Source organism: Mycobacterium sp. (assembly GCF_032159775.1).
Lineage (GTDB): Bacteria > Actinomycetota > Actinomycetes > Mycobacteriales > Mycobacteriaceae > Mycobacterium.
In genome coordinates this window covers 56,259-75,110 of the sequence record NZ_JAVHWK010000218.1, presented here as the reverse complement: position 1 = coordinate 75,110, position 18,852 = coordinate 56,259, and the positions used below count along the sequence as shown (strand labels likewise).

18 protein-coding genes are annotated in these 18,852 nt (G+C 65.3%); 8 read left to right on the top strand and 10 right to left on the bottom strand.

What is annotated here, in order from left to right; genetic code table 11:
- The first annotated feature begins 556 nt into the window (after positions 1-556).
- A complete protein-coding gene (locus tag QOJ24_RS27875) occupies positions 557-787 on the top strand; it encodes a hypothetical protein (protein WP_526266943.1) in 231 nt (76 codons plus the stop codon).
- A gap of 1,354 nt (positions 788-2,141) precedes the next feature.
- Here the strand turns inward: QOJ24_RS27875 and QOJ24_RS27870 are convergent.
- A complete protein-coding gene (locus tag QOJ24_RS27870; protein ID WP_526266942.1) occupies positions 2,142-3,482 on the bottom strand; it encodes a carotenoid oxygenase family protein in 1,341 nt (446 codons plus the stop codon).
- Between the two features lie 77 nt (positions 3,483-3,559).
- On the opposite strand from QOJ24_RS27870, the gene QOJ24_RS27865 reads away from it, so the two are divergent.
- From QOJ24_RS27865 to QOJ24_RS27850, 4 genes are all read left to right on the top strand, one after another.
- Positions 3,560-4,087, top strand: coding sequence for a PadR family transcriptional regulator (locus QOJ24_RS27865; RefSeq protein ID WP_526266940.1), 528 nt, complete (start codon positions 3,560-3,562; stop codon positions 4,085-4,087).
- Between the two features lie 37 nt (positions 4,088-4,124).
- Positions 4,125-4,379 carry an Rv2628 protein family gene (locus tag QOJ24_RS27860; protein ID WP_526266939.1) on the top strand — a complete coding sequence of 85 codons (255 nt, stop codon included), beginning with the start codon at positions 4,125-4,127 and terminating at the stop codon, positions 4,377-4,379.
- A 367-nt stretch (positions 4,380-4,746) separates the two neighbouring features.
- Positions 4,747-5,451 (top strand): PadR family transcriptional regulator, encoded by a 705-nt coding sequence (locus tag QOJ24_RS27855; protein ID WP_526266937.1) that lies wholly within the window; start codon positions 4,747-4,749, stop codon positions 5,449-5,451.
- A gap of 48 nt (positions 5,452-5,499) precedes the next feature.
- Positions 5,500-6,381: an aldo/keto reductase gene (locus tag QOJ24_RS27850; RefSeq protein ID WP_526266935.1), complete on the top strand. Its 882-nt coding sequence runs from the start codon at positions 5,500-5,502 to the stop codon at positions 6,379-6,381.
- A gap of 51 nt (positions 6,382-6,432) precedes the next feature.
- Here the strand turns inward: QOJ24_RS27850 and glpK are convergent, their stop codons facing one another.
- Positions 6,433-7,950, bottom strand: a complete 1,518-nt coding sequence (glpK, locus tag QOJ24_RS27845; RefSeq protein ID WP_526266934.1) for a glycerol kinase GlpK — start codon at positions 7,948-7,950, stop codon at positions 6,433-6,435.
- 36 nt (positions 7,951-7,986) lie between these two features.
- Here glpK and QOJ24_RS27840 point away from each other — a divergent pair, with 36 nt between their 5' ends.
- On the top strand, positions 7,987-8,760 hold the full coding sequence (locus QOJ24_RS27840) for a class I SAM-dependent methyltransferase (RefSeq protein WP_526266932.1): 774 nt from the start codon (positions 7,987-7,989) through the stop codon (positions 8,758-8,760).
- Here QOJ24_RS27840 and QOJ24_RS27835 read toward each other — a convergent pair.
- Both QOJ24_RS27835 and QOJ24_RS27830 read right to left on the bottom strand, forming a co-directional pair.
- A complete protein-coding gene (locus tag QOJ24_RS27835) occupies positions 8,748-9,104 on the bottom strand; it encodes a CD225/dispanin family protein (RefSeq protein ID WP_526266930.1) in 357 nt (118 codons plus the stop codon). The genes QOJ24_RS27840 and QOJ24_RS27835 overlap by 13 nt on opposite strands.
- A gap of 61 nt (positions 9,105-9,165) precedes the next feature.
- Positions 9,166-9,966: an MBL fold metallo-hydrolase gene (locus QOJ24_RS27830; RefSeq protein WP_526266928.1), complete on the bottom strand. Its 801-nt coding sequence runs from the start codon at positions 9,964-9,966 to the stop codon at positions 9,166-9,168.
- Between the two features lie 78 nt (positions 9,967-10,044).
- On the opposite strand from QOJ24_RS27830, the gene QOJ24_RS27825 reads away from it, so the two are divergent.
- A complete protein-coding gene (locus QOJ24_RS27825; protein ID WP_526266926.1) occupies positions 10,045-11,523 on the top strand; it encodes a glutamate-cysteine ligase family protein in 1,479 nt (492 codons plus the stop codon).
- Between the two features lie 23 nt (positions 11,524-11,546).
- On the top strand, positions 11,547-11,960 hold the full coding sequence (locus QOJ24_RS27820; RefSeq protein ID WP_526266924.1) for a hypothetical protein: 414 nt from the start codon (positions 11,547-11,549) through the stop codon (positions 11,958-11,960).
- On the opposite strand, the gene QOJ24_RS27815 is transcribed toward QOJ24_RS27820, so the two are convergent.
- From QOJ24_RS27815 to egtA, 6 genes are read right to left on the bottom strand one after another with little or no spacing between them, the layout of a single operon-like run.
- Positions 11,957-13,333, bottom strand: coding sequence for a dicarboxylate/amino acid:cation symporter (locus QOJ24_RS27815; protein WP_526266922.1), 1,377 nt, complete (start codon positions 13,331-13,333; stop codon positions 11,957-11,959). The genes QOJ24_RS27820 and QOJ24_RS27815 overlap by 4 nt on opposite strands.
- A gap of 49 nt (positions 13,334-13,382) precedes the next feature.
- Complete coding sequence (gene egtE / locus QOJ24_RS27810) at positions 13,383-14,507, bottom strand: ergothioneine biosynthesis PLP-dependent enzyme EgtE (protein ID WP_526266959.1); 1,125 nt, start codon at positions 14,505-14,507, stop codon at positions 13,383-13,385.
- Positions 14,507-15,472, bottom strand: a complete 966-nt coding sequence (egtD, locus tag QOJ24_RS27805; RefSeq protein WP_526266920.1) for an L-histidine N(alpha)-methyltransferase — start codon at positions 15,470-15,472, stop codon at positions 14,507-14,509. The genes egtE and egtD overlap by 1 nt, the downstream gene beginning before the upstream one ends.
- A complete protein-coding gene (gene egtC, locus QOJ24_RS27800) occupies positions 15,469-16,164 on the bottom strand; it encodes an ergothioneine biosynthesis protein EgtC (protein WP_526266918.1) in 696 nt (231 codons plus the stop codon). Before egtC ends, egtD begins: the two co-directional genes overlap by 4 nt.
- Positions 16,164-17,444 (bottom strand): ergothioneine biosynthesis protein EgtB, encoded by a 1,281-nt coding sequence (gene egtB / locus QOJ24_RS27795; RefSeq protein WP_526266916.1) that lies wholly within the window; start codon positions 17,442-17,444, stop codon positions 16,164-16,166. Before egtB ends, egtC begins: the two co-directional genes overlap by 1 nt.
- Complete coding sequence (egtA, locus tag QOJ24_RS27790; protein ID WP_526266915.1) at positions 17,441-18,736, bottom strand: ergothioneine biosynthesis glutamate--cysteine ligase EgtA; 1,296 nt, start codon at positions 18,734-18,736, stop codon at positions 17,441-17,443. Before egtA ends, egtB begins: the two co-directional genes overlap by 4 nt.
- Positions 18,737-18,852: the final 116 nt, after the last annotated feature.

The following is an 18,852-nucleotide window of genomic DNA, read 5'->3' as shown; positions in this document are numbered from 1 at the left end:
AGCTAGGCGCCGATCCAGTTCCCGTGGAACTGCCTCCGGCACGGTTAGCAACGTTGACTGTTATTAAGATATTAAGTCAATGCAGCGCAGGTGTGTTGACTGTGTTGGTAGCGAATGAGCGTTCGCGGTGCTGCTGCGGACGCACTGCAGACGGGAACCGACGCGGTTCCGCCGCCGTCTGAATGATTTTTCGGCCCGTCACCACTCCCCGGTGACGGGCCGAGTTCCTTAGGGCGGCACGACCTCGGTGGCCGAAAAAGTGTGTGAGCGATACACCCTTGGCTGTTGTTAATGCAATCACGGGTCAGATAACCGCCGTTGGCCCTCTTGCTCCTTGGTCGGCGGGCCGGAGCAGCGTCGGACCTAGCAGATCACCCCGCTAACTTTGCGCTGTGACGATGGCGTATTAACCCTTTCGGCCACCTTCTCGGCCGCGTCGAGCCAGGCATCGACCGTCTGGAACCGTAACGCCTTGTCCCCCAATCGGTGGAGCTTTTCCTCCCCCGCAGAAAGGGCTGATCAGCGGACACGCCAAGCGCCGAACACCAATACCGTCATGACCGTATTCATCACCGCTTCATCCATCGAAGGAAACATGAGAATGACAGCCACGAATCCAATTCACGATCACTACACCGTTATCAGCCGCGCAGGCGAGCTTGACACCTTGCGCGTCGTGATCGCAGGTAGCATTGCCGACGCGGCGGAGACGCACCGCGAGCATCACCCGGGCGACGCCATCATCCGCGTCGGACGAGCAACGCCGTCTGTGAAGCTGACTGCGTAGGAGACCGGGCGGACTTTGGCATCCGTCGGCGATGGTTGGCAAGCTCGTGCACTCATTGAGTCGCAGGAAACGGTCGTCGCCCTAGCGAGAGTCTGCTTTGAGACAGGTTCATCCCAGTATTACGCACCAGCATTATCGCATTCAGAGGCATTAGTAAGGCCAACGAATCTGCTCGTGCAATAAACGTGTAATAGCGCTCCGGGTTGTCATAACTATCGAGAGAGTTCAGGCCATGACAACCACAACCACCACCACACCGCACGATGTGCCGCTTCCTGGCGGCGCCGTCAGTTCTGAAGATTGGCAGCCCAACGACGGCGACGGCACTATCGGAGCTTTGAAGGCGAAATCCGCGAATCACCCACAGAACACCGATACGGGGAGCCAATCGTCGGTGTCTACGCTCACGGTATCCAGCACGACGACGGCACGATTGATGACGGCACAACCGATCCCGTCTTTAAGAGCCCTAGCATCTCCGCCCAGCTCCGCGGGGCCGAAGGAACGACGGATTCCGGCATCACTCTCAGCGCGGAAGCATTTAGGAAGCTCGCCGACCATCTCGTGATGGCAGCCGACGAGGCTGATCGGTGGTCGCAGGGAAACCGAATCGCAGTCGTAGCCGTCTGACCTACTGTTCGGCCGGCCACGCTCCCCACAGGTGTCGGGCCGATCTACCTGTCCAGTTGCGGGCTCCGTTCGGGGGAAAGTGAAGTAGCACGGTACCTACGCTTTGCGCCAGCTCACAGCCGATAATGAGATAACCGGCAGCTCGTCGGAAGGAAACCCGAAGGGGCAGGGGGAAACCTTATGGCACAAGGTCTAGCCGCTAATACGCCACTCTCCAACAGCATAAAGAGCCGTGATATGCGCCCAACATCACGAACCATCACTGCACTCTTGGCCGCGGTCGGAACAGGGTTTGCGGTATCCGCAATGATCGGCGCACCCATCGCCGACGCCCACTTCTGCGAGATCGAAGGTCAAGTAAAAATCGACGGTCAATGCAGAAACGTCATCGGCGACCCTGTGCCTACTGACGACGCCAAGATCGTTTGCACTCAGAGCGGCCACTGCCACGCTACTAAGAAAGAATAGGCGCGTCCAAAACCTGTAATCGGGTGCACGATGCCCGTCACTTCTTTGCGTCCGGCTTGATCGCTTCGGGTTGCGGCGTTGTCACTGTGCAACGGGCACTTGGGCACAGTCCGGCAGCGCAAACCCTCAGGAACGTACTCGCACCTGTGGCGCGATGCGAGCGACCGCACACGGAAGGCGGCCGGCGAGCTCCTGGACCTCGCGCTCGGTTTACTGCGGACGCACTGCGGACGGAAGCGGCAAAAACCCGATCTAACTAGGCAGATATCCAATTTCCGTGGAAGCCGAACGGAACCCGGTGCGGCAGCTTGATTCTGGCGACCGGATCGCCTGCGAAGTCGGACGCGTCGATGATCACCAGATCGCTGCCATCGCGAGCGGAATCGTAGACGTAGCCCAGATACCAGCCATTGCCTTCGCCTGCGGGGCCGGTGGTCGACGGGACGAACACCGCCTCCCCCGGCCTGCCTGGTGCCTGCTCGGTGCCGAACCGGTGCTCGACGGCACTGCCGGTATCGAGGTCGTAGCGCACCAACTCGGTCTCGCCGACCGAAACCGCGTAGCGGGCGGGCAGTCCGGCCAGTCGGTCGTCGATGCGTGGGAACTCGACGGGCCGGTCGTCCAGCTGGCGCTCGGCAACCTTGCCGGTGCCGAGGTCGATCGTCCAACTCCACAGCACACCGTCGGTCTCGAAACCACTGGTGTCGCGCCACAACTCCGGATATCGGATGGCCTGTAGCACAATCGAATTGCCGTCATCGTAGGCGTTGGCGACGTGGAATACGTAGCACGGATCGATGTCGAACCATGCCACCTCACCGAACGGATCGTCCCGTCGCAGCACCCCGAGGCGGGCGCCGTAGTTGTCGTCCCAGCGGTAGGGCATGTCACGCTTGCCCGTCATCGCGATGTCGAGATCGAACACGATCGGAAGATCCATGAAGATGACATGTCCCGCCGTCAGCGCGAAGTCGTGCATCATCGTCAGCGCCGGAACATCCAGGGGGCGGTTGACGGTCAGTTCGCCGTTGGCATCGGCGCGGTGATAGGTGACGTGCGGCGCGAAGATGCTGCCGTAGCCGAAGAAGTGCAGCTCGCCGGTCGTCGGGCAGATCTTGGGGTGCGCTGTCATCGAGTCAGCCAGCTTGCCGCCAAAGTCGTAGGCGCCCAACGTTTCCAGCTCGTTGGTGATTTCGTACGGCAACGATGATTCGACGAGCGCAAGCGTCTTGCCGGCATGGTTGACGACGTGGGTGTTCGCGACGCTCGCGTGCAGGTTGCGGGTGCCGTCGGCGTTGTAGAGCGGGAAGCTCTTCTCGAAGCTCTCGGTGCGAACCCACCGGTTGCGGTACCAGGCCGCCCGCCCACCCTCGACTCGGATGCCGTGGATCATTCCGTCGCCGCTGAACCAGTGTCCGGTCGCAACCCGTGGGTTGGGCCCGTTGCGCAGGTACCAGCCGTCGAGTTCGGTAGGGATGGCGCCTTCGACGGTGAGATCGAACTCGGTGAGCTCGTCGGCGACCGGCGCGTAGTTGTCGCGCTGGAAGAAGTCGTCGGTGCCGAAGATGGCTGACGCGTTCGAAGCGGTCTCGGTCATTCAAGTCTCCTGTCGTCGGACACGCCTAATCTGACATGTCATTAGTGACATGTCAAGAGTGGAGGTACGATCGCCGCGTGAGTCTGCGGATGGCGGCGCTTGGATTGTTGGCCCAACAACCCGGCAGCGGGTACGACCTGCTGAAGACGTTCGAGAAGTCGATGGCCAATGTGTGGCCCGCGACCCAGAGCCAGCTCTACGGCGAACTCAACAAGCTCGCCGATTCCGGGCTCATCGAGGTGGCCGACATCGGGCCCCGCGGACGCAAGGAATACCGCATCACGCGGGCGGGGCGTGCCGAGTTGCAGCGCTGGGTGATGAGCCCGGAGGACGATCCGCCGTTTCGGGACGCGTCTCTTCTGCGCGTGTTCCTGCTCGGCGAGATCGAACCCGAGCAAGCCCGTAGGCACATGGTCGCGGTAGCCGAGCATGCCGACTCCGAGGTGAAGCGATTAAAGGCCCTCAGTGACTCCATTGATTGGTCCGACGGCGAGCGCCTGTTCTTCGGCCGTGCCGCGCTTGAGTACGGCCTACGCCTCGGCGCAATGGAAGGCCAGTGGGCGCGTTGGGCGATCGGCGAGCTCGACAAGCGTCGCACGACGTAGTTCCCATCCATCGCGCCGAGGTCGCCGAATACCGGTTATGCACCGACCGCTTGTCCGCACCGATCCGATCTACCGGATTAGCCATCGCCTACGGCGAGGGCGCTCCGTGGACGTGAGATCAAACGAGATCGCAACCACGGTGTCCGCCTGGTTGGCGGAGTTCGGCGTGCGCAGTCCGTTGGTCGAAGACCTTGCGCGGGCGGTTCGAGATGACAACTGGCCCGCGGCCCATGTGATCGGCGAGTTCCTGTCCGTCGACGTCGCGGTCGCGGCCGGCGGTCGCCGCCGCTGACAAAACTGTGAGGCGAAACGTGCGCCGCTGCTACTACCTGTGAGAGCGACCCAACCGGGGTCGCGACCACGCTGGCTCCCGTTGACTGGATTTCGACGGTGCACCCACGACGTCACTGGCCGTATCGGGCGTCGTCGCAGTCTGTGCGTTCCCCGCTCCGGTGAAGACGAGCGCAGGCAGTGGTCTGTGCCCCGTCGGCGGAGTCGACTATTTCAATCCCCTTTTATTGATCACCCACGGGCCTGGTGACGTGATCCTGTGACGGCGGTCATGCCCGCTCGGCGTTGCATCACGATAGGTTCCGATATATCGTTGACCTATCGGAAGCGCACAGCGTGCTTCCTGGCAACAGTTAAGGACTTTCCACATGAACCACCCATTCACACCACCACCTGGTGGATTCGGCTTCGGGTTCGACCCCGAACAGCGTCGTGCGCTACACGAGCAGCGGCGAGCTGCCCGTCGTGAATTCCGGGAACACATCCGGGAGCACGGCACAGAACGGCACGGCGGCCCCTTCGGCCCCGGCTTCCAGGCCGGCTTCGGCGGGTTCGGGCCCGGCCGCGGCGGCTTCGATCCCCGCGGCGGCTTCGGATTCGGCGGCCCGCGCGGCCGTCGCGGCGGAGGCCGACGCGGAAAGCGCGGCGATGTCCGCGCGGCCATCCTGACTCTGCTTGCCGATCGCGCAATGCACGGATACGAGATGATCCAGGAGATCTCCGAACGCAGCGGCGGCCTGTGGCGTCCCAGCCCAGGCTCGGTCTACCCGACGCTGCAGCTGCTCGTCGACGAGGGCCTCATCGTGGGTACCGAAAGCGAAGGCAGCAAGCGGCTTTTCGAGCTGACCGACGACGGTCGCGCAGCGGCCGAGAAGGTCGAGACTCCGCCGTGGGAAGAAATCGCCGGCGACGTCGATCCCGGCCAGGTCACGCTGCACACCGCGCTGAGCCAGCTGATGGGTGCGGTGGCGCAGTCCGCGCACACCGCAACCGAGCAGCAACAGGCGCGCATCGTCGACATCGTCAACAACGCCCGCCGCGAGGTGTACAACATCCTCGGCGAAACCGAGTAGCCACATCCGGTCGGAATAAGCCCTGCGGGACTGGTGTACGCATTGAGTATGCAAACCTTCCCGCTGGGCTCCTTCCATGTCGGCCGCGTCGGTTACGGCGCGATGCAGCTGCCAGGACCGGGCGTGCTGGGCCCGCCGCGTGACCACGACGAAGCGATCGCCGTACTGCGCCGAGCGATTGAGCTGGGCATCAACCACATCGACACCGCGCAGTTCTACGGGCCCAAGGTGTCCAACGAGCTGATCCGCGAGGCCCTGCACCCCTACCCCGCCGACCTGGCCCTGGTCAGCAAGGTCGGTGCGCGCCGCGACGATGCGGGCGGCTGGCTTCCAGCCCAAGAGCCCGACGAGCTGCGCGCCAGCATCGAGGAGAACCTACAGACCCTCGGCACCGACCGGCTTGCCGCAGTCAACCTCCGCGTGCACGACGAAGCCAGTGATCCGAATGCGCCCGCCGCAGTCGACCGTGAGCTGTTCGACCGTCAGCTCGACGCGATGATCAAGGCGCGAGACGAAGGGCTCGTTGGCGGAATCGGGTTGAGCAGCATCGCCCTTGAGCATTTGCAGATCGCGTTGGAGCGCACCGAGATTGTCTGCGTGCAAAATGCGTACAACCTCGCCGACCGCACTTCTGCGCCGGTGCTCGACGCCTGCATCGAACACGACATCGCGTTCGTCCCGTTCTTCCCGCTCGGCTCCGCATTCACCGCCGACAACCCCGTCCTCGGCAACCCCGTCATCCGGCGGACGGCAGAGCAGACGGGTCACACCCCGGCGCAGATCGCGCTCGCCTGGACGCTCTCGGTCGCCCCCAATGTGCTGCTCATTCCCGGCACATCATCGGTGCGGCACCTCGAGGAAAACACCGCCGTCGCCGACATCGAGCTCGACGACGAAACCCGCACACAGCTCGACGACGCCGCCGCTTAGTTGGGATTTCGGCGCGCTGACGTGCGCTCAGCGTCGATTAGCGCGCCGAAATCACTCGACGTCGACCCAGTTCAGCGTGCGCTCGACGGCTTTCTTCCAGCCCGCGTAGCCGGCGTTGCGCTGGTCCTCGCTCCAGTTCGGAGTCCAGCGCTTGCCCTCCTGCCAGTTGGACCGCAAATCCTCGGGGTCCTCCCAGAAGCCGACGGCAAGGCCTGCGGCATAGGCCGCGCCCAACGCCGTCGTCTCGGCGACCACGGGCTTGACCACATCGACCCCGAGTACGTCCGCCTGGATCTGCATGCACAGGTCGTTGGCGGTGATGCCACCGTCGACCTTCAGCAATTCCATGTGCACACCGGAGTCGGCCTCCATCGCATCGACGACGTCGCGGCTCTGATAGCAGATCGCCTCCAGCGTCGCGCGGGCCACATGGGCGTTGGTGTTGAACCGCGAGAGTCCGACTATCGCGCCGCGCGCATCCGAACGCCAGTACGGCGCGAACAACCCCGAGAAGGCGGGCACGAAGTACACCCCACCGTTGTCCTCAACTTGCCGTGCCAGTGATTCGCTCTGCGCCGCGCCGCTGATGATGCCCAACTGGTCGCGCAGCCACTGAACGGCCGAGCCGGTGACGGCGATCGAACCCTCAAGGGCGTAAACCGGTTTGGCGTCCCCGAACTGATAGCAGACCGTCGTCAGCAGACCGTTTTCCGAGCGGACGATCTTCTCGCCGGTGTTGAGCAGCAGGAAGTTTCCGGTGCCATAGGTGTTCTTCGCCTCGCCCGCGGCAAGGCACACCTGGCCGACCATGGCGGCCTGCTGGTCGCCGACGATGCCGGTCAGCGGGACCTCCCCGCCGAGCGGGCCGTCGTCGCGGGTGACGCCGTAGGACTCGGGATATGACGACGGTTTGATCTCGGGCAGCATCTGCCGGGGGATGTCGAAGAACGACAGCAGTTCGTCGTCCCAGTCGAGCGTCTCGAGGTTCATCAGCATGGTCCGACTGGCGTTGGTGACATCGGTGACGTGCACACCGCCCCGGGGTCCGCCGGTCAGGTTCCACAGCACCCACGAGTCGGCGGTGCCGAAGATCGCGTCGCCCTTTTCGGCGTCGGCCCGCACGCCGTCGACGTTTTCCAGGATCCAGGCCACCTTGCCGCCCGCGAAGTACGTGGCAGGCGGCAGACCGGCCTTTTGCCTGATGACATCGCCTCGGCCGTCACGGTCGAGTGCCGACGCGATGCGGTCGGTGCGGGTGTCCTGCCAGACGATCGCGTTGTAGTACGGCCGGCCGGTGTTCTTGTTCCACACCAGCGACGTCTCGCGCTGGTTGGTAATGCCCAGTGCGGCAATGTCATTGGCGGACAGCTTCGTCTTGTTCAACGCCGATGTCATCACCGACGCGGTGCGTTCGGTGATCTCGACCGGGTTGTGCTCGACCCAGCCCGCCTTCGGCAGGATCTGTTCGTGTTCGAGCTGATGGCGTCCCACCTCGGCGCCGTCGTGGTCGAAGATCATGCAACGGGTGCTGGTGGTGCCCTGGTCGATCGCCGCGACGAACTCTGCCAACTCCCGCTCCCCTCATGAGCTATCCAGCAGTCCATCATGGACTACATGGCAACCGAGATCGTCGACATTGACCGCATGCCACGGGGCGGGCCCGGCGCCTCGTGCATCGACCGGCTACTTCAGACCGATCGCCTGGAGTACCTCGACCGCGAGGACGTCGACGAGTCGAAGAAGCGCAGCGTGATCCGGGCGCTCGAGTGGACCGGTGAGGCGTTCGGCCAGAACGAGAAGTTCGCCAGGATCGCGCTCGACGAAGTGGCTGACGTGCCCGATCCCAGGATTCTCGAGCTCGGTGCGGGCCACGGCGCCCTGTCGCGAAAGCTGCTCGAATGGCATCCCACCGCCCAGGTGACGGTCACCGACGTCGAGCTGCCGTCGGTGCGCGCGATGGCCGGAGGGGAGCTCGGCGACCATCCGCGCGCGACGGTGCGCGAGATGGACGCGACGGCGATCGACGTCGCCGATCGCCATTTCGACCTGGCGGTGTTCGTGCTGGCATTTCACCATCTGCGGCCGTCGCTGGCATCGGAGGTGATCGCCGAGGGCACCCGGGTGGCCGACAAGCTGCTGATCATCGACCTGCCGCGGCCGCCCTGGCCGTTGCACCTTCTCCGGCTGGCGACGATGCTGCCACTTGCGCCGTGGATCCCGATGGTGCACGACGGCGTGATCAGCTCGCTGCGCACCTACAGTCCGTCGGCCCTTCGCGCACTCGCGGCACACGCCGACCCGTCGATCGACATCGAGCTGCGCGGCGGCCTGATCAGCGCCCAAGTGGCGGTGGCGAGCAGGACTCCTCAGTCCGTGTAGCGGCGGTGGTGGCCCCAATCGCCGCCGTGCGAGATCAGCACGATCAGAAAAATCGCGTAGAAGATGATGAACAGCAGCAGTAGCCCGCCCGCTATCCACAGCGAGAGCTGGCCGAGTCGGCGCGCCCGGTCCGACGCGTACTGAGCGCCCGCGTAATTGCCGGCGGCCCACAGCGGATAGACGTTGAACGCATGGGTGAACGCCGAAAACGACAGCGGCCAGAAAAACAGCACGGCGGCGACCGCCCAGCCGACATGGTGCGGCGGCGGGCCTAGTGGCGGTGGAGCGGCCGGCGGTGGAGCGGCCGGTGCCTGCGGCGCGGTGGTGGGCTCGGATTCAGTCATTTCAGACTCCCCAGTCGATGAACTGCGACAGTTCCGAAGGTACTGCCATCGGTGAAGTCCGTCAGATGCTCACCGATGCCCCCCGCCCCAGTTCGATGATCCGGTCGGCGATTCCGCGCTGCTTCATCTCGGCGACGAAGTCCGAAAGGGGCGACGCGAAAACGCCGTAGTCGTCGAAGTGCACAGGGATCATCCTGGGCAGGTTGAGCGCCTCGACGGCGGCGGCGCCCTGCGTGGCGTCCATGGTCACGGTGAGACCGAAGGGCAACCGCCGGCCCGCGGGCAACCGCGTGCCGCCCAGGTGAAGGATGCCGACATCGATCGCTTCGAATCGCACCGGGATTTCGTTGAGTTCCTCGACCAGCAGCGTGTCTCCGGAGACGTACAGCCGTCGGGTCTGCCCGCCGGATGTGAACTCCAGCATGCTGCCCATCACCGGCGGCAGCATGCGGTGGATCGGTGCGGGAGCGTGCCTGCCGGGCAGGGACGTCACATTCACCACCGTGTCGCCCTTGACGATGTTGTGGGTCTGCCATGTCGAGAGCCCCAACGCGGATCCGAATCCCCGGTGCGCGAGGCGCTTTGCGGCATCGGGAGTGGTGAGCACCGGCAACTCGTGGTCGAGTTCGGTGGTGGCCCGCCGGTCCCAGTGGTCGCCGTGCATATGCGACAGCACCACGGCTTCCAGCGGCGGCAGCTCGTCGATGTCGATCGCCGGTTCCCGCAGGCGTTTGGACACCAGACCGTAGCCGAGATAGGCGTGCTGACCCCGATGCAGGAAATTGGGGTCGGTGAGAAGGGTGACGCCTCCACCGGAGATCAGCGTGGTGGCGTTGCCGATGAAGGTAACGGTGACTTCCATCGCCGGGGGCTACCCGCCAAACGGCGATTTATGCACGATTTCCTTGCGCCTGCGTCATTGAGCCTGTTGCATCGCCTTGTGGGCGAAGAAGTGAAGCAGACCGACTTCAGTCGCGCGCACCGCCGCGAATATCGACGCAAGGTCCAGTTATGCCTTGACGTGTTCGAGACGATGCTGACCCGGTCCAGCTTCGAGTTCGAGCGCCCGTTGACCGGCATGGAAATCGAATGCAACCTCGTCGACGCCGGCTACCAACCCGCGATGAGCAATTCCGAAGTGCTGACCTCTATCGCGGATCCGGCGTACCAAACGGAATTGGGCGCCTACAACATCGAATTCAACGTTCCGCCTCGGCCGCTGCCGGGACGGGCGGCACTGGAGCTGGAATCCGAGGTGCGCGCCAGCCTCAACGCGGCCGAGTCGAAGGCGAGTGCGAGCGGCTCGCACATCGTGATGATCGGCATCCTGCCTACGCTGATGCCTGAACACCTGACCGGTGACTGGATGAGCGAGTCCACCCGCTACCAGGCCCTCAACGATTCGATCTTCTACGCCCGCGGAGAGGACATCCAGATCGACATCGCGGGTCCCGAACGACTCAGCCTGCAGGCCGCGTCCATCGCGCCCGAATCCGCTTGCACGAGCATGCAACTGCACCTGCAGGTGTCCCCGGAGGACTTCGCGAAGAATTGGAACGCGGCGCAGGTGATCGCGGGCCCGCAGTTGGCGCTTGGCGCCAACTCGCCGTACTTCTTCGGCCATCAGCTGTGGTCGGAGACGCGGATCGAGCTGTTCGCCCAGGCCACCGACACCCGCCCCGACGAGCTCAAGGCCCAGGGCGTGCGACCGCGCGTCTGGTTCGGTGAACGCTGGATCACGTCGATCTTCGATCTGTTCGAGGAGAACGTCCGCTATTTCCCCTCGTTGTTGCCCGAGCTGTCCGGCGAGGACCCGGTCGCCATCCTGGCCGACGGACGCACGCCGACACTCCCGGAACTGCGGCTGCACAACGGGACGATCTACCGGTGGAACAGGCCGGTGTATGACGTCGTGGACGGTCGACCCCATCTGCGCGTCGAGAATCGTGTGCTGCCCGCAGGACCGACGGTCGTCGACATGATGGCCAACTCGGCCTTCTACTACGGCATCCTGCGCAGCCTGTCGGAAGAGGACCGGCCATTGTGGACGAAGATGAGTTTCGCTGCGGCACATCAGAACTTCCTCGAAGCCGCCCAGCACGGTATGGACGCCCGGCTGTACTGGCCCGGCCTCGGCGAGGTGACGCCGGACGAATTGGTTTTGCGTCAGTTGCTGCCGATGGCCCGAGAGGGCCTTCGCAGCTGGGGCGTGTCCAACGACGTCTCCGACCGGTATCTCGGTGTCATCGAGGGCCGCGCGAAAACCGGTCGCAACGGGTCGGTCTGGCAGGTGGAGACGGTGCGGGCGCTTCAGGAGCGCGGCATGGCCCGGCCTGAGGCGCTGGCCGAGATGCTGCGGCTGTACTGCGATCTGATGCACAGCAACGAGCCGGTGCACACCTGGGAGATCGGCGGATGAAGACCGCGTCGAGGTGGTTCATCGTGGCGGTTCTTACCCTCGCGATGACGGCCTGTCAGGCCAGCCGGAAAGCCGAGGCCGATCCCGTCGACTTCGCGCTGGGTCAACAGTTTCCGCTCAGTGGTGGGCAGGAGGCGACGATTGCCGGCGAGAACCTCCGTGTGCGCTTCACCGCTGTGCTCGAAGACTCCCGATGCCCTACCGAGGTCGAGTGCTTCTGGACGGGGCAGGCCCGCATCGCGGTCGCGGTCGAGCCTGCCGGACGCGCAGCGACAATCGTGGATTTCAGCACCAACCCGGCGCCAGGTCAAAACGTGCGGACCGCCGATGTCGACGGATTCACAGTCGAGTTGAAATCCCTTGAGCCCTACCCTCGCACGCCCGACAACGGCGTCGCGCTGGAGGACTACACGGCGACCCTGGTGGTGCGGCGCTAGGGAGCGGCGGCCGTCGCGGTCGCTTTGTCCCCCGTCGGCTTTTCGTCGTCATCGTCGTCGATCATGGTCCGTTCGTCGAAGGGGATGTCGCCGTCGAGTACGTTCTTCACCCGGTCGCTGTCGACCGAACTCGTCCACGTTCCGACCAACAGGGTGGCCACCGCGTTGCCGGAGAAGTTCGTCACCGCGCGGGCCTCGGACATGAACCTGTCGATGCCGACGATGATCCCGACGCCGTCGAGCAGGTCGGGGCGATGGCTCTGCAGGCCTGCGGCCAGTGTCGCAAGTCCCGCACCGCTCACCCCGGCGGCGCCCTTGGACGCGATGATCATGAAGGCGAGCAGGCCCAACTGCTCCGGTATCGACATGGGGGTGCCCATCGCGTCGGCGATGAACAGCGACGCCATCGTCAGGTAGATCGCGGTGCCATCCAGGTTGAACGAATAGCCGGTCGGCACAACGATTCCGACGGTGGCGGGTTCGACACCCGCGTGCTCCATCTTGGCGATCAGTCGCGGCAGCGCCGACTCAGATGACGAGGTCGCGACGATCAACAGGTATTCGCGGGCCAGATACCGCACCAGCTTGAAGATCGACACCTTGGTGACCATCCACAGCAGCGCGCCGAGCACACCGAACACGAAGATGACACAGGTGAGGTAGAACGCCAGCATCAGCACCGCGAGCTGGATCACCGCGTCGAACCCGGTGGCACCGACCACCTCTGCGATCGCACCGAATGCGCCGATGGGCGCGACCCACAGCACACCGATCAGGATGCGGAACACCAGCTTCTGCAGCAGTTCTACGCCGCGAAGCAGCGGCACGCCTGCGCCCCCCATCGTTTGAATGGCGAACCCGACGAGTAACGCCACGAAAAGGCCCTGCAGCACATTGCCTTCGGTCAGCGAGGAGAACAGCGTCGTGGGGATGATGTCGGAGAAGAACTCCATCGGGCCGCCCTCGGACGCGGCTTTGCCCGCCAGTTCTGCGCCCTTGCTCGGATCTGCGGGGATGTTGAGACCCGTTCCCGGGCTGATCAGGTTGCCGACGACCAGTCCGATGGCCAGCGCGACCGTCGACATCGCCAGGAAGTAGGCCAGCGCGAGGCCGCCGACCTTGCCGACCGCGGTCGCCTTGAGCTTGCCGATGCCGATCACCACCGTGCAGAAGATGACCGGGATGATCATCATCTTGATCAGCTTGACGAACAGCTCGCCGAGCACGCCGAGTGATTTGCCGAGGTCCGGCGAGACCAGACCGACGATGATGCCGGCGACGACGCCGATGATCACCATGATGTAGAGCCAGTGGGTGCGGTCGCGCTTCTGCTTCGGCGGCTTGTTTCGCTCGGCATCGACGTGCTCGGTCATGGTCAGCCCCTTCGTATGGTGGCTGTGGAATAACCAGAAGTGGGCTGTGTCACACCTGCGCGGTCGCAGCTACCAGGGCTTCGGCGAATACATCCAGGTCGTCTGCGGTGGTGTCGACATGTGGCGACACCCGCAGCACCGGTATGGCCATCTCGAACGGCGCGCGCTGCACCTCTGCGTAGGTGGTGACGATCCCGCGTTCGGCGATCAGCCAGCCCCGAACGCTCTGCGGGTCCGTCCCCGTGGTCGCCTGCAGCGTAGTGATCGCCGTCGGCTCATCGACCGCCTCGACGACCCGCCACCCATCGAGGTCCGCCAGGGTGGTCCTGGTCATCCGCCCGAGCTCGGACAGTCTCGCACGGATGCTCTCCGGGCCCACCGCGAGGTTCTCTCCGAGCGCAACCGAAAACCCAACGCGGGCAGCGAGGTTGGCCTCCCCGTGCTCGAGGCTCTCCATCACCGTGAACGGCAGGTTCCACTCCGGCGGCGGTAACCGAGGCCGAAGACGGTCTGCCAGTGCGGGTTTGATCGCGAGCGTGCCCACCCCGCGCGGACCCGCGATCCACTTGCGCGACGACGAATAAACGGCGTCGGCGCCGACCACACAGTCGATGTGCCCGAAAGCCTGCGCGGCGTCGATCACCAGCGGCAGGCCGAGGCCGTGGCACACCTCGGCGAGTTCGCGGGCCGGCTGGACGATTCCACGGTGGCTGGCCAGCGGGGTCAGGTGCACCAACCCGGGCGGATTGACGGCGAGGACTGTCGCGGCGTCGTCGATCACCAGACGGCCGGTTCCGTCGACCGGAAGGACCCGCACGTCGAAGCCGTTCGCCACGAACAGCGCGAGGTTAGGGCCGTACTCGCCGGGCAGGCAGGCCACGGTGCGCGGCCCCGTCCAGCTGCTCAACAACAGGTCGAGGGCGTGGTTGGAACCGGTGGTGAAGACCACGTCTGAGGCCGCCATCCCGGTCAGCGCCCCGATAGCCGAACGTCCTGCGTCCAGCGCGGGTGTGGCGGCCGCCGCCGCGACATAGCCGCCCACCTCAGCCTCGTGCCTTGCATGCTGGGCGGCGGCGTCGATGACGGCCAGGCTCTGCCGCGAGCACGCGCCGCTATCGAGGTGCAGGCCCGCCACCTTCGGCCGGGCCGCGCGCCACCGGTCCGCGATGTCGATCATTTGGTGGACAGCGACAGCCCGAAGTCTTCCGCCGGGTCGGTCCACCAGTGGCTGCGCTTCAGGCCCGCGGCGGCCAACTCATCCACAACGCCTTGCTGGCGGAACTTGCACGACACCTCGGTGAGCATCTGCTCGCCCGCCGCGAAGTCGACGGTCAGATCCAGTGCCGCCACGCGCACCCGTTGCGCAGAGCATGCCCGCAGCCACATCTCGATGCGCTCTTCGTCGGCGTTCCAGTTGGCCACATGGTCGAACGCTTCCAGGTCGAAGTCGGCATCGAGCTCGCGGTTGACCACCGCAAGCACATTGCGATTGAACCGCGCCGTCACACCAGCGCTGTCGTCGTAGGCGCGGATCAGACGGCCGGGATCCTTGACCAGGTCGGTGCCCAGCAGCAGGGTGTCGCCCTCGACGAGGGTGTCGGACAGCGCCGAAAGGAACTCGGCGCGCGGCCCCGAGGTCAGGTTGCCGATCGTAGACCCGAGGAATACCACGAGCCGCCTGCCGACGCGAGGGATCTTGCCGAGGTGCTCCTCGAAATCACCGCATACGGCATCGATCTCGATGCCCGGGTACTCGTCGAGGATGGCCGAACTGGCTGTCTGCAGCATTCCGGCGTCGACGTCGAACGGGATGAAACGGCGCAGTGATCCGGTGTCACGCAGTGCGCGCAGCAGGAGCCTGGTTTTCTCCGAGGTGCCGCTGCCGAGCTCTACCAGGGTGTCCGCGCCGGACGCCGCGGCGATCTCCGCCGAATGATCGCGAAGGATCTGCGCCTCGGTCCTTGTCGGGTAGTACTCCGGCAGCCTGGTGATCTGATCGAAAAGGTCACTGCCGACCGAGTCGTAGAACCACTTGGGCGGCAACGTCTTCGGTGTCTGCGTGAGCCCGTTGTAAACATCGCAGCGCAGCGCGACTGCCGCGGAGTCCGCGGCGAGATGGTTCGACAGCGACACCGTCATGCCGATCCTTTCAGCGCGGCAAGTTCCACGCGAGAGTCTGTGACCGTGACGAGGTGACGGTCGGGAATTTCCTGCCAGTCCTCGTCGTCGTCGATTGGTTCGCTCGCCAACACCACACCGTCGGCATCCCTGCGCATGAACAAGGTGTCACCCCATGTGGTGGCGCGCAATTCAGATCCGTTGCCCGCCAGAATGTTCAGCCGTGCGTTGGGATCGGTCGTCGCGACCTCGACGATCGTGTCGCCCAGCACATCGAGGCCGCGTTCGAAGATCAGCGCGGCCAGCAGCGCGCTGTCGTTGGTCGATTCGGCCACCGCGGACGCGGGCAGCACGGCGCGATCCACCAGCCCGTTGTGTGACAACAGCCAGCGCCCGTCCGTGAACGGCGCCGACGCCGACGCCTCGATGGGCATCCCGACACTCGCCGAGCGCACCGCTGCCACTAGGCAGCCGCTACGCAGTGCGGGCGCCACCGACGCGAAAGAGGCATCACCCCACAGCGGAGCGGCGCTGCGCCAGCGTCGTGGCTCATCGTCCTCGTCGAAGAACCCGATGCCCCAGCCGTCAGCGTTCATCAGCCCATGCTTCTGCCGGCGCGGCGAATACGACTGCACCAGTAGCCCATACGGGGGATCAAGCACGAGCGATGCCACTGAACGCGGTTCACCCAGCCAACCGAGGTGGCGACACATCAGACGTCCCAAGCCAATCGCAGACCGCTGAAGATCTGCCTGCGGATCGGGTGGTCCCAGTTGCGGAAGCTGGGCCGCAGGATGTCGCCCGCGACCGCCCATGAACCGCCGCGCAGCACCTTGTAGTCGCCGTCGAAGAACGGCTGGCTGTAGTGCTCGTAGAGCATGGGTGTGAACCCAGGCCACGGCCGCAGTGGAGATGACGTCCACTCCCACACGTCACCGAGCATCTGCTCGGCGCCGTATGCCGATGCGCCTGCCGGATACGCACCGACCGGAGCGGGGCGCTGCGCGTCGCCGCCGAGGTTGGCGAGCGCACTGGTGGGTTCGGATGCGCCCCAAGGGAATCGGCGCCGCGCGCCGGCGTCCGGATCCCACGCGCACGCCTTCTCCCACTCGATCTCGGTGGGGAGCCGCGCTCCGCTCCAAGCCGCGAATGCCTCCGCTTCGAAGTAGGTGATGTGCGCGACGGGCTCGTCGGCGGGAATGTCCTCGACGTGGCCGAACCGGGTCCGGGTGCCGTCGGCGTTCCAGAACTGCGGCGTCGTCAACCCCGCCTGCTCGCAATGGGACCAACCTCGCTGCGACCACCATTGCGGCTGCCGGTATCCGCCGTCGTCGACGAACTGCCGCCATTCGGCGTTGGTCACCGGTACCCGGCCGATGCGGAAGGCCGGCACATCGACGACGTGGGCGGGGCGCTCGTTGTCCAGCGAGTGCGGCTCGGTCACCGCGTCGACGCCGAGGACGAACGGGCCGCCGGGCACCAGTACCGATGTGCCCGCCACATCCGGCCGACCGGCCGGAAGCGCGGCGCCGTGGTCCAGCAGCGCGGGACCCGTCCGCAGATTCAGCGCCTGCAGCATCGTTTCGTCGTGCTGATTCTCGTGGCTGATCACCAGCCCGAAGTTGAAATCGGCCTCGATGTCGTCGTCGGTCAGCGCGTCGAGGGTGTCGAGCGCCTTGTTGCGCACCGTCGCGCAGAACGCCCGCGCATCGGACGGCGGCAGCAGCGGCAGATCCACCCGGCTGGCCCGAGAGTTCTCGAACGCGTCGTAGAGGCGTTCGACGTCGGGCGTCAGCATGCCCGGCCGGTGCGGATCATTGCCGCGCAGCAGCCACAGCTCTTCCTGCCATCCAATGTGGGCAAGGTCCCACAGCAGCGGGCTCATCAACGGGTCGTACTGCCGGTGCAGTTCGGCGTCGTCGAACTCGACGAGCCGCAGTGTGCGCTCGCGCGCCTTGGTCAGCCGGTGGGCCAGCATTTCGCGTGAGGTCACTGCTCCCCTTGTGCCACTTCGGTGACCGCGGCCGCGATCCCGTTCCTCACCACCCGGTCGGAGAAGTCGTCGGCCGGACAGCGTCCTTGTTCGACCGAACGCACCAGCTGCTGCATCGATTCCTCGAGTTCGGCGGGGGCCCGCTCGGCAGCGGCCTGCACGCAGCGCGCGGCGGCCTCGTGCAGGCGCCGGTCACCAAGGCCGATCTGGGCGGCCCGATCCCATGCCGTCGCGACGGGTTCGGTGGCCTCGGCGGCGATATCGGCGGCGACCGGGTCGTCGAGCAGCGTGGTGAGGGAGAAGACCATCGCCGGCCACAGTGAGTCAGGCACGCTGTCGAGGTAACGGATTTCCAGGAATCCCCTGGGCCTGACCGGCGGGAACAGCGTCGTGAGGTGATAGTCGAGGTCGGCGACTGTCGGTCGGCGGTCACCGAGAAGCACGCGCCCATCGGCCCATTCCGCGAACGGCACCCAGTCGGCCATTGGCACGGCGTCCTCCTCCGGGGTGGGATGCACGAGCATCACGGGTGCCTTCAACGCGTAGCGCGCCCAGTCGCTTGCCGGATCTTCGCCGGTGAGACCGAGGATTGGCCCGCACCGTGCCGAATCGAGCTGGCTCCACACCCACTGCCGCGAGCTGCACCAACCGGTGAATTCACCGCTGAGCAGCGGCGAATTGGCGGCGATCGCCACCATTGTCGGGCCGAGCGCGTGAGCCAGGTGAATGCGGCGGGCCCACCCCGCCTGCGGTCCCGCCTCCAAGTTCACCTGCACCGAGGCCGTCGATGTCATCATCGCCGCCGCGGCAGTACCACTCTGGCTGGCGGCGAAGAACTCTTCCATCGCGCGATAGCGATCGCCTGGGTTGACGCGTTTCGCGGGCCGTAGCGGGTCCGCGCCGAGCAGGACGAGGCCGAACCCCGCATCAGCGAACGCAGTCCGCAGTACCTCTCGGTCGTCGGCCATGGCCTGGATCGCGGGCAGCACACCGTCCATCGGCGGTCCGGACAGTTCCACCGCGCCGCCGGGCTCGAGGGTGATCAGGCTCCCGCCGGGAAGAGCGGCAACGCCCGCGACGACCTCGGTCAGCTCGTCCCAGCCGGGCCGGCGCAGTGGATCGGCGATGTCGAAGCAGTGCGCTTCGATCTCCAAGCCCACTCGACCGACGGGGCCATCGATCAGACAGTTGGCAGTAATTTCGGCCGCGGCGGTGTTCGCGCTGGTCAGTTCGGTGTCAGGGGCTGGGTCTGGATGTGTTGCGCCCAGGTCGGACGCGATGGTGTTGGTCATACCAACCATCCCTCCGGGGTCTCGGACGCGACGCCTTCATCCATCTTCCAGATCAAACTGACAAAGTCCCGCGATTTACGCATGACGGGCCGATGACGGGCACCCAAGAGGGCGGT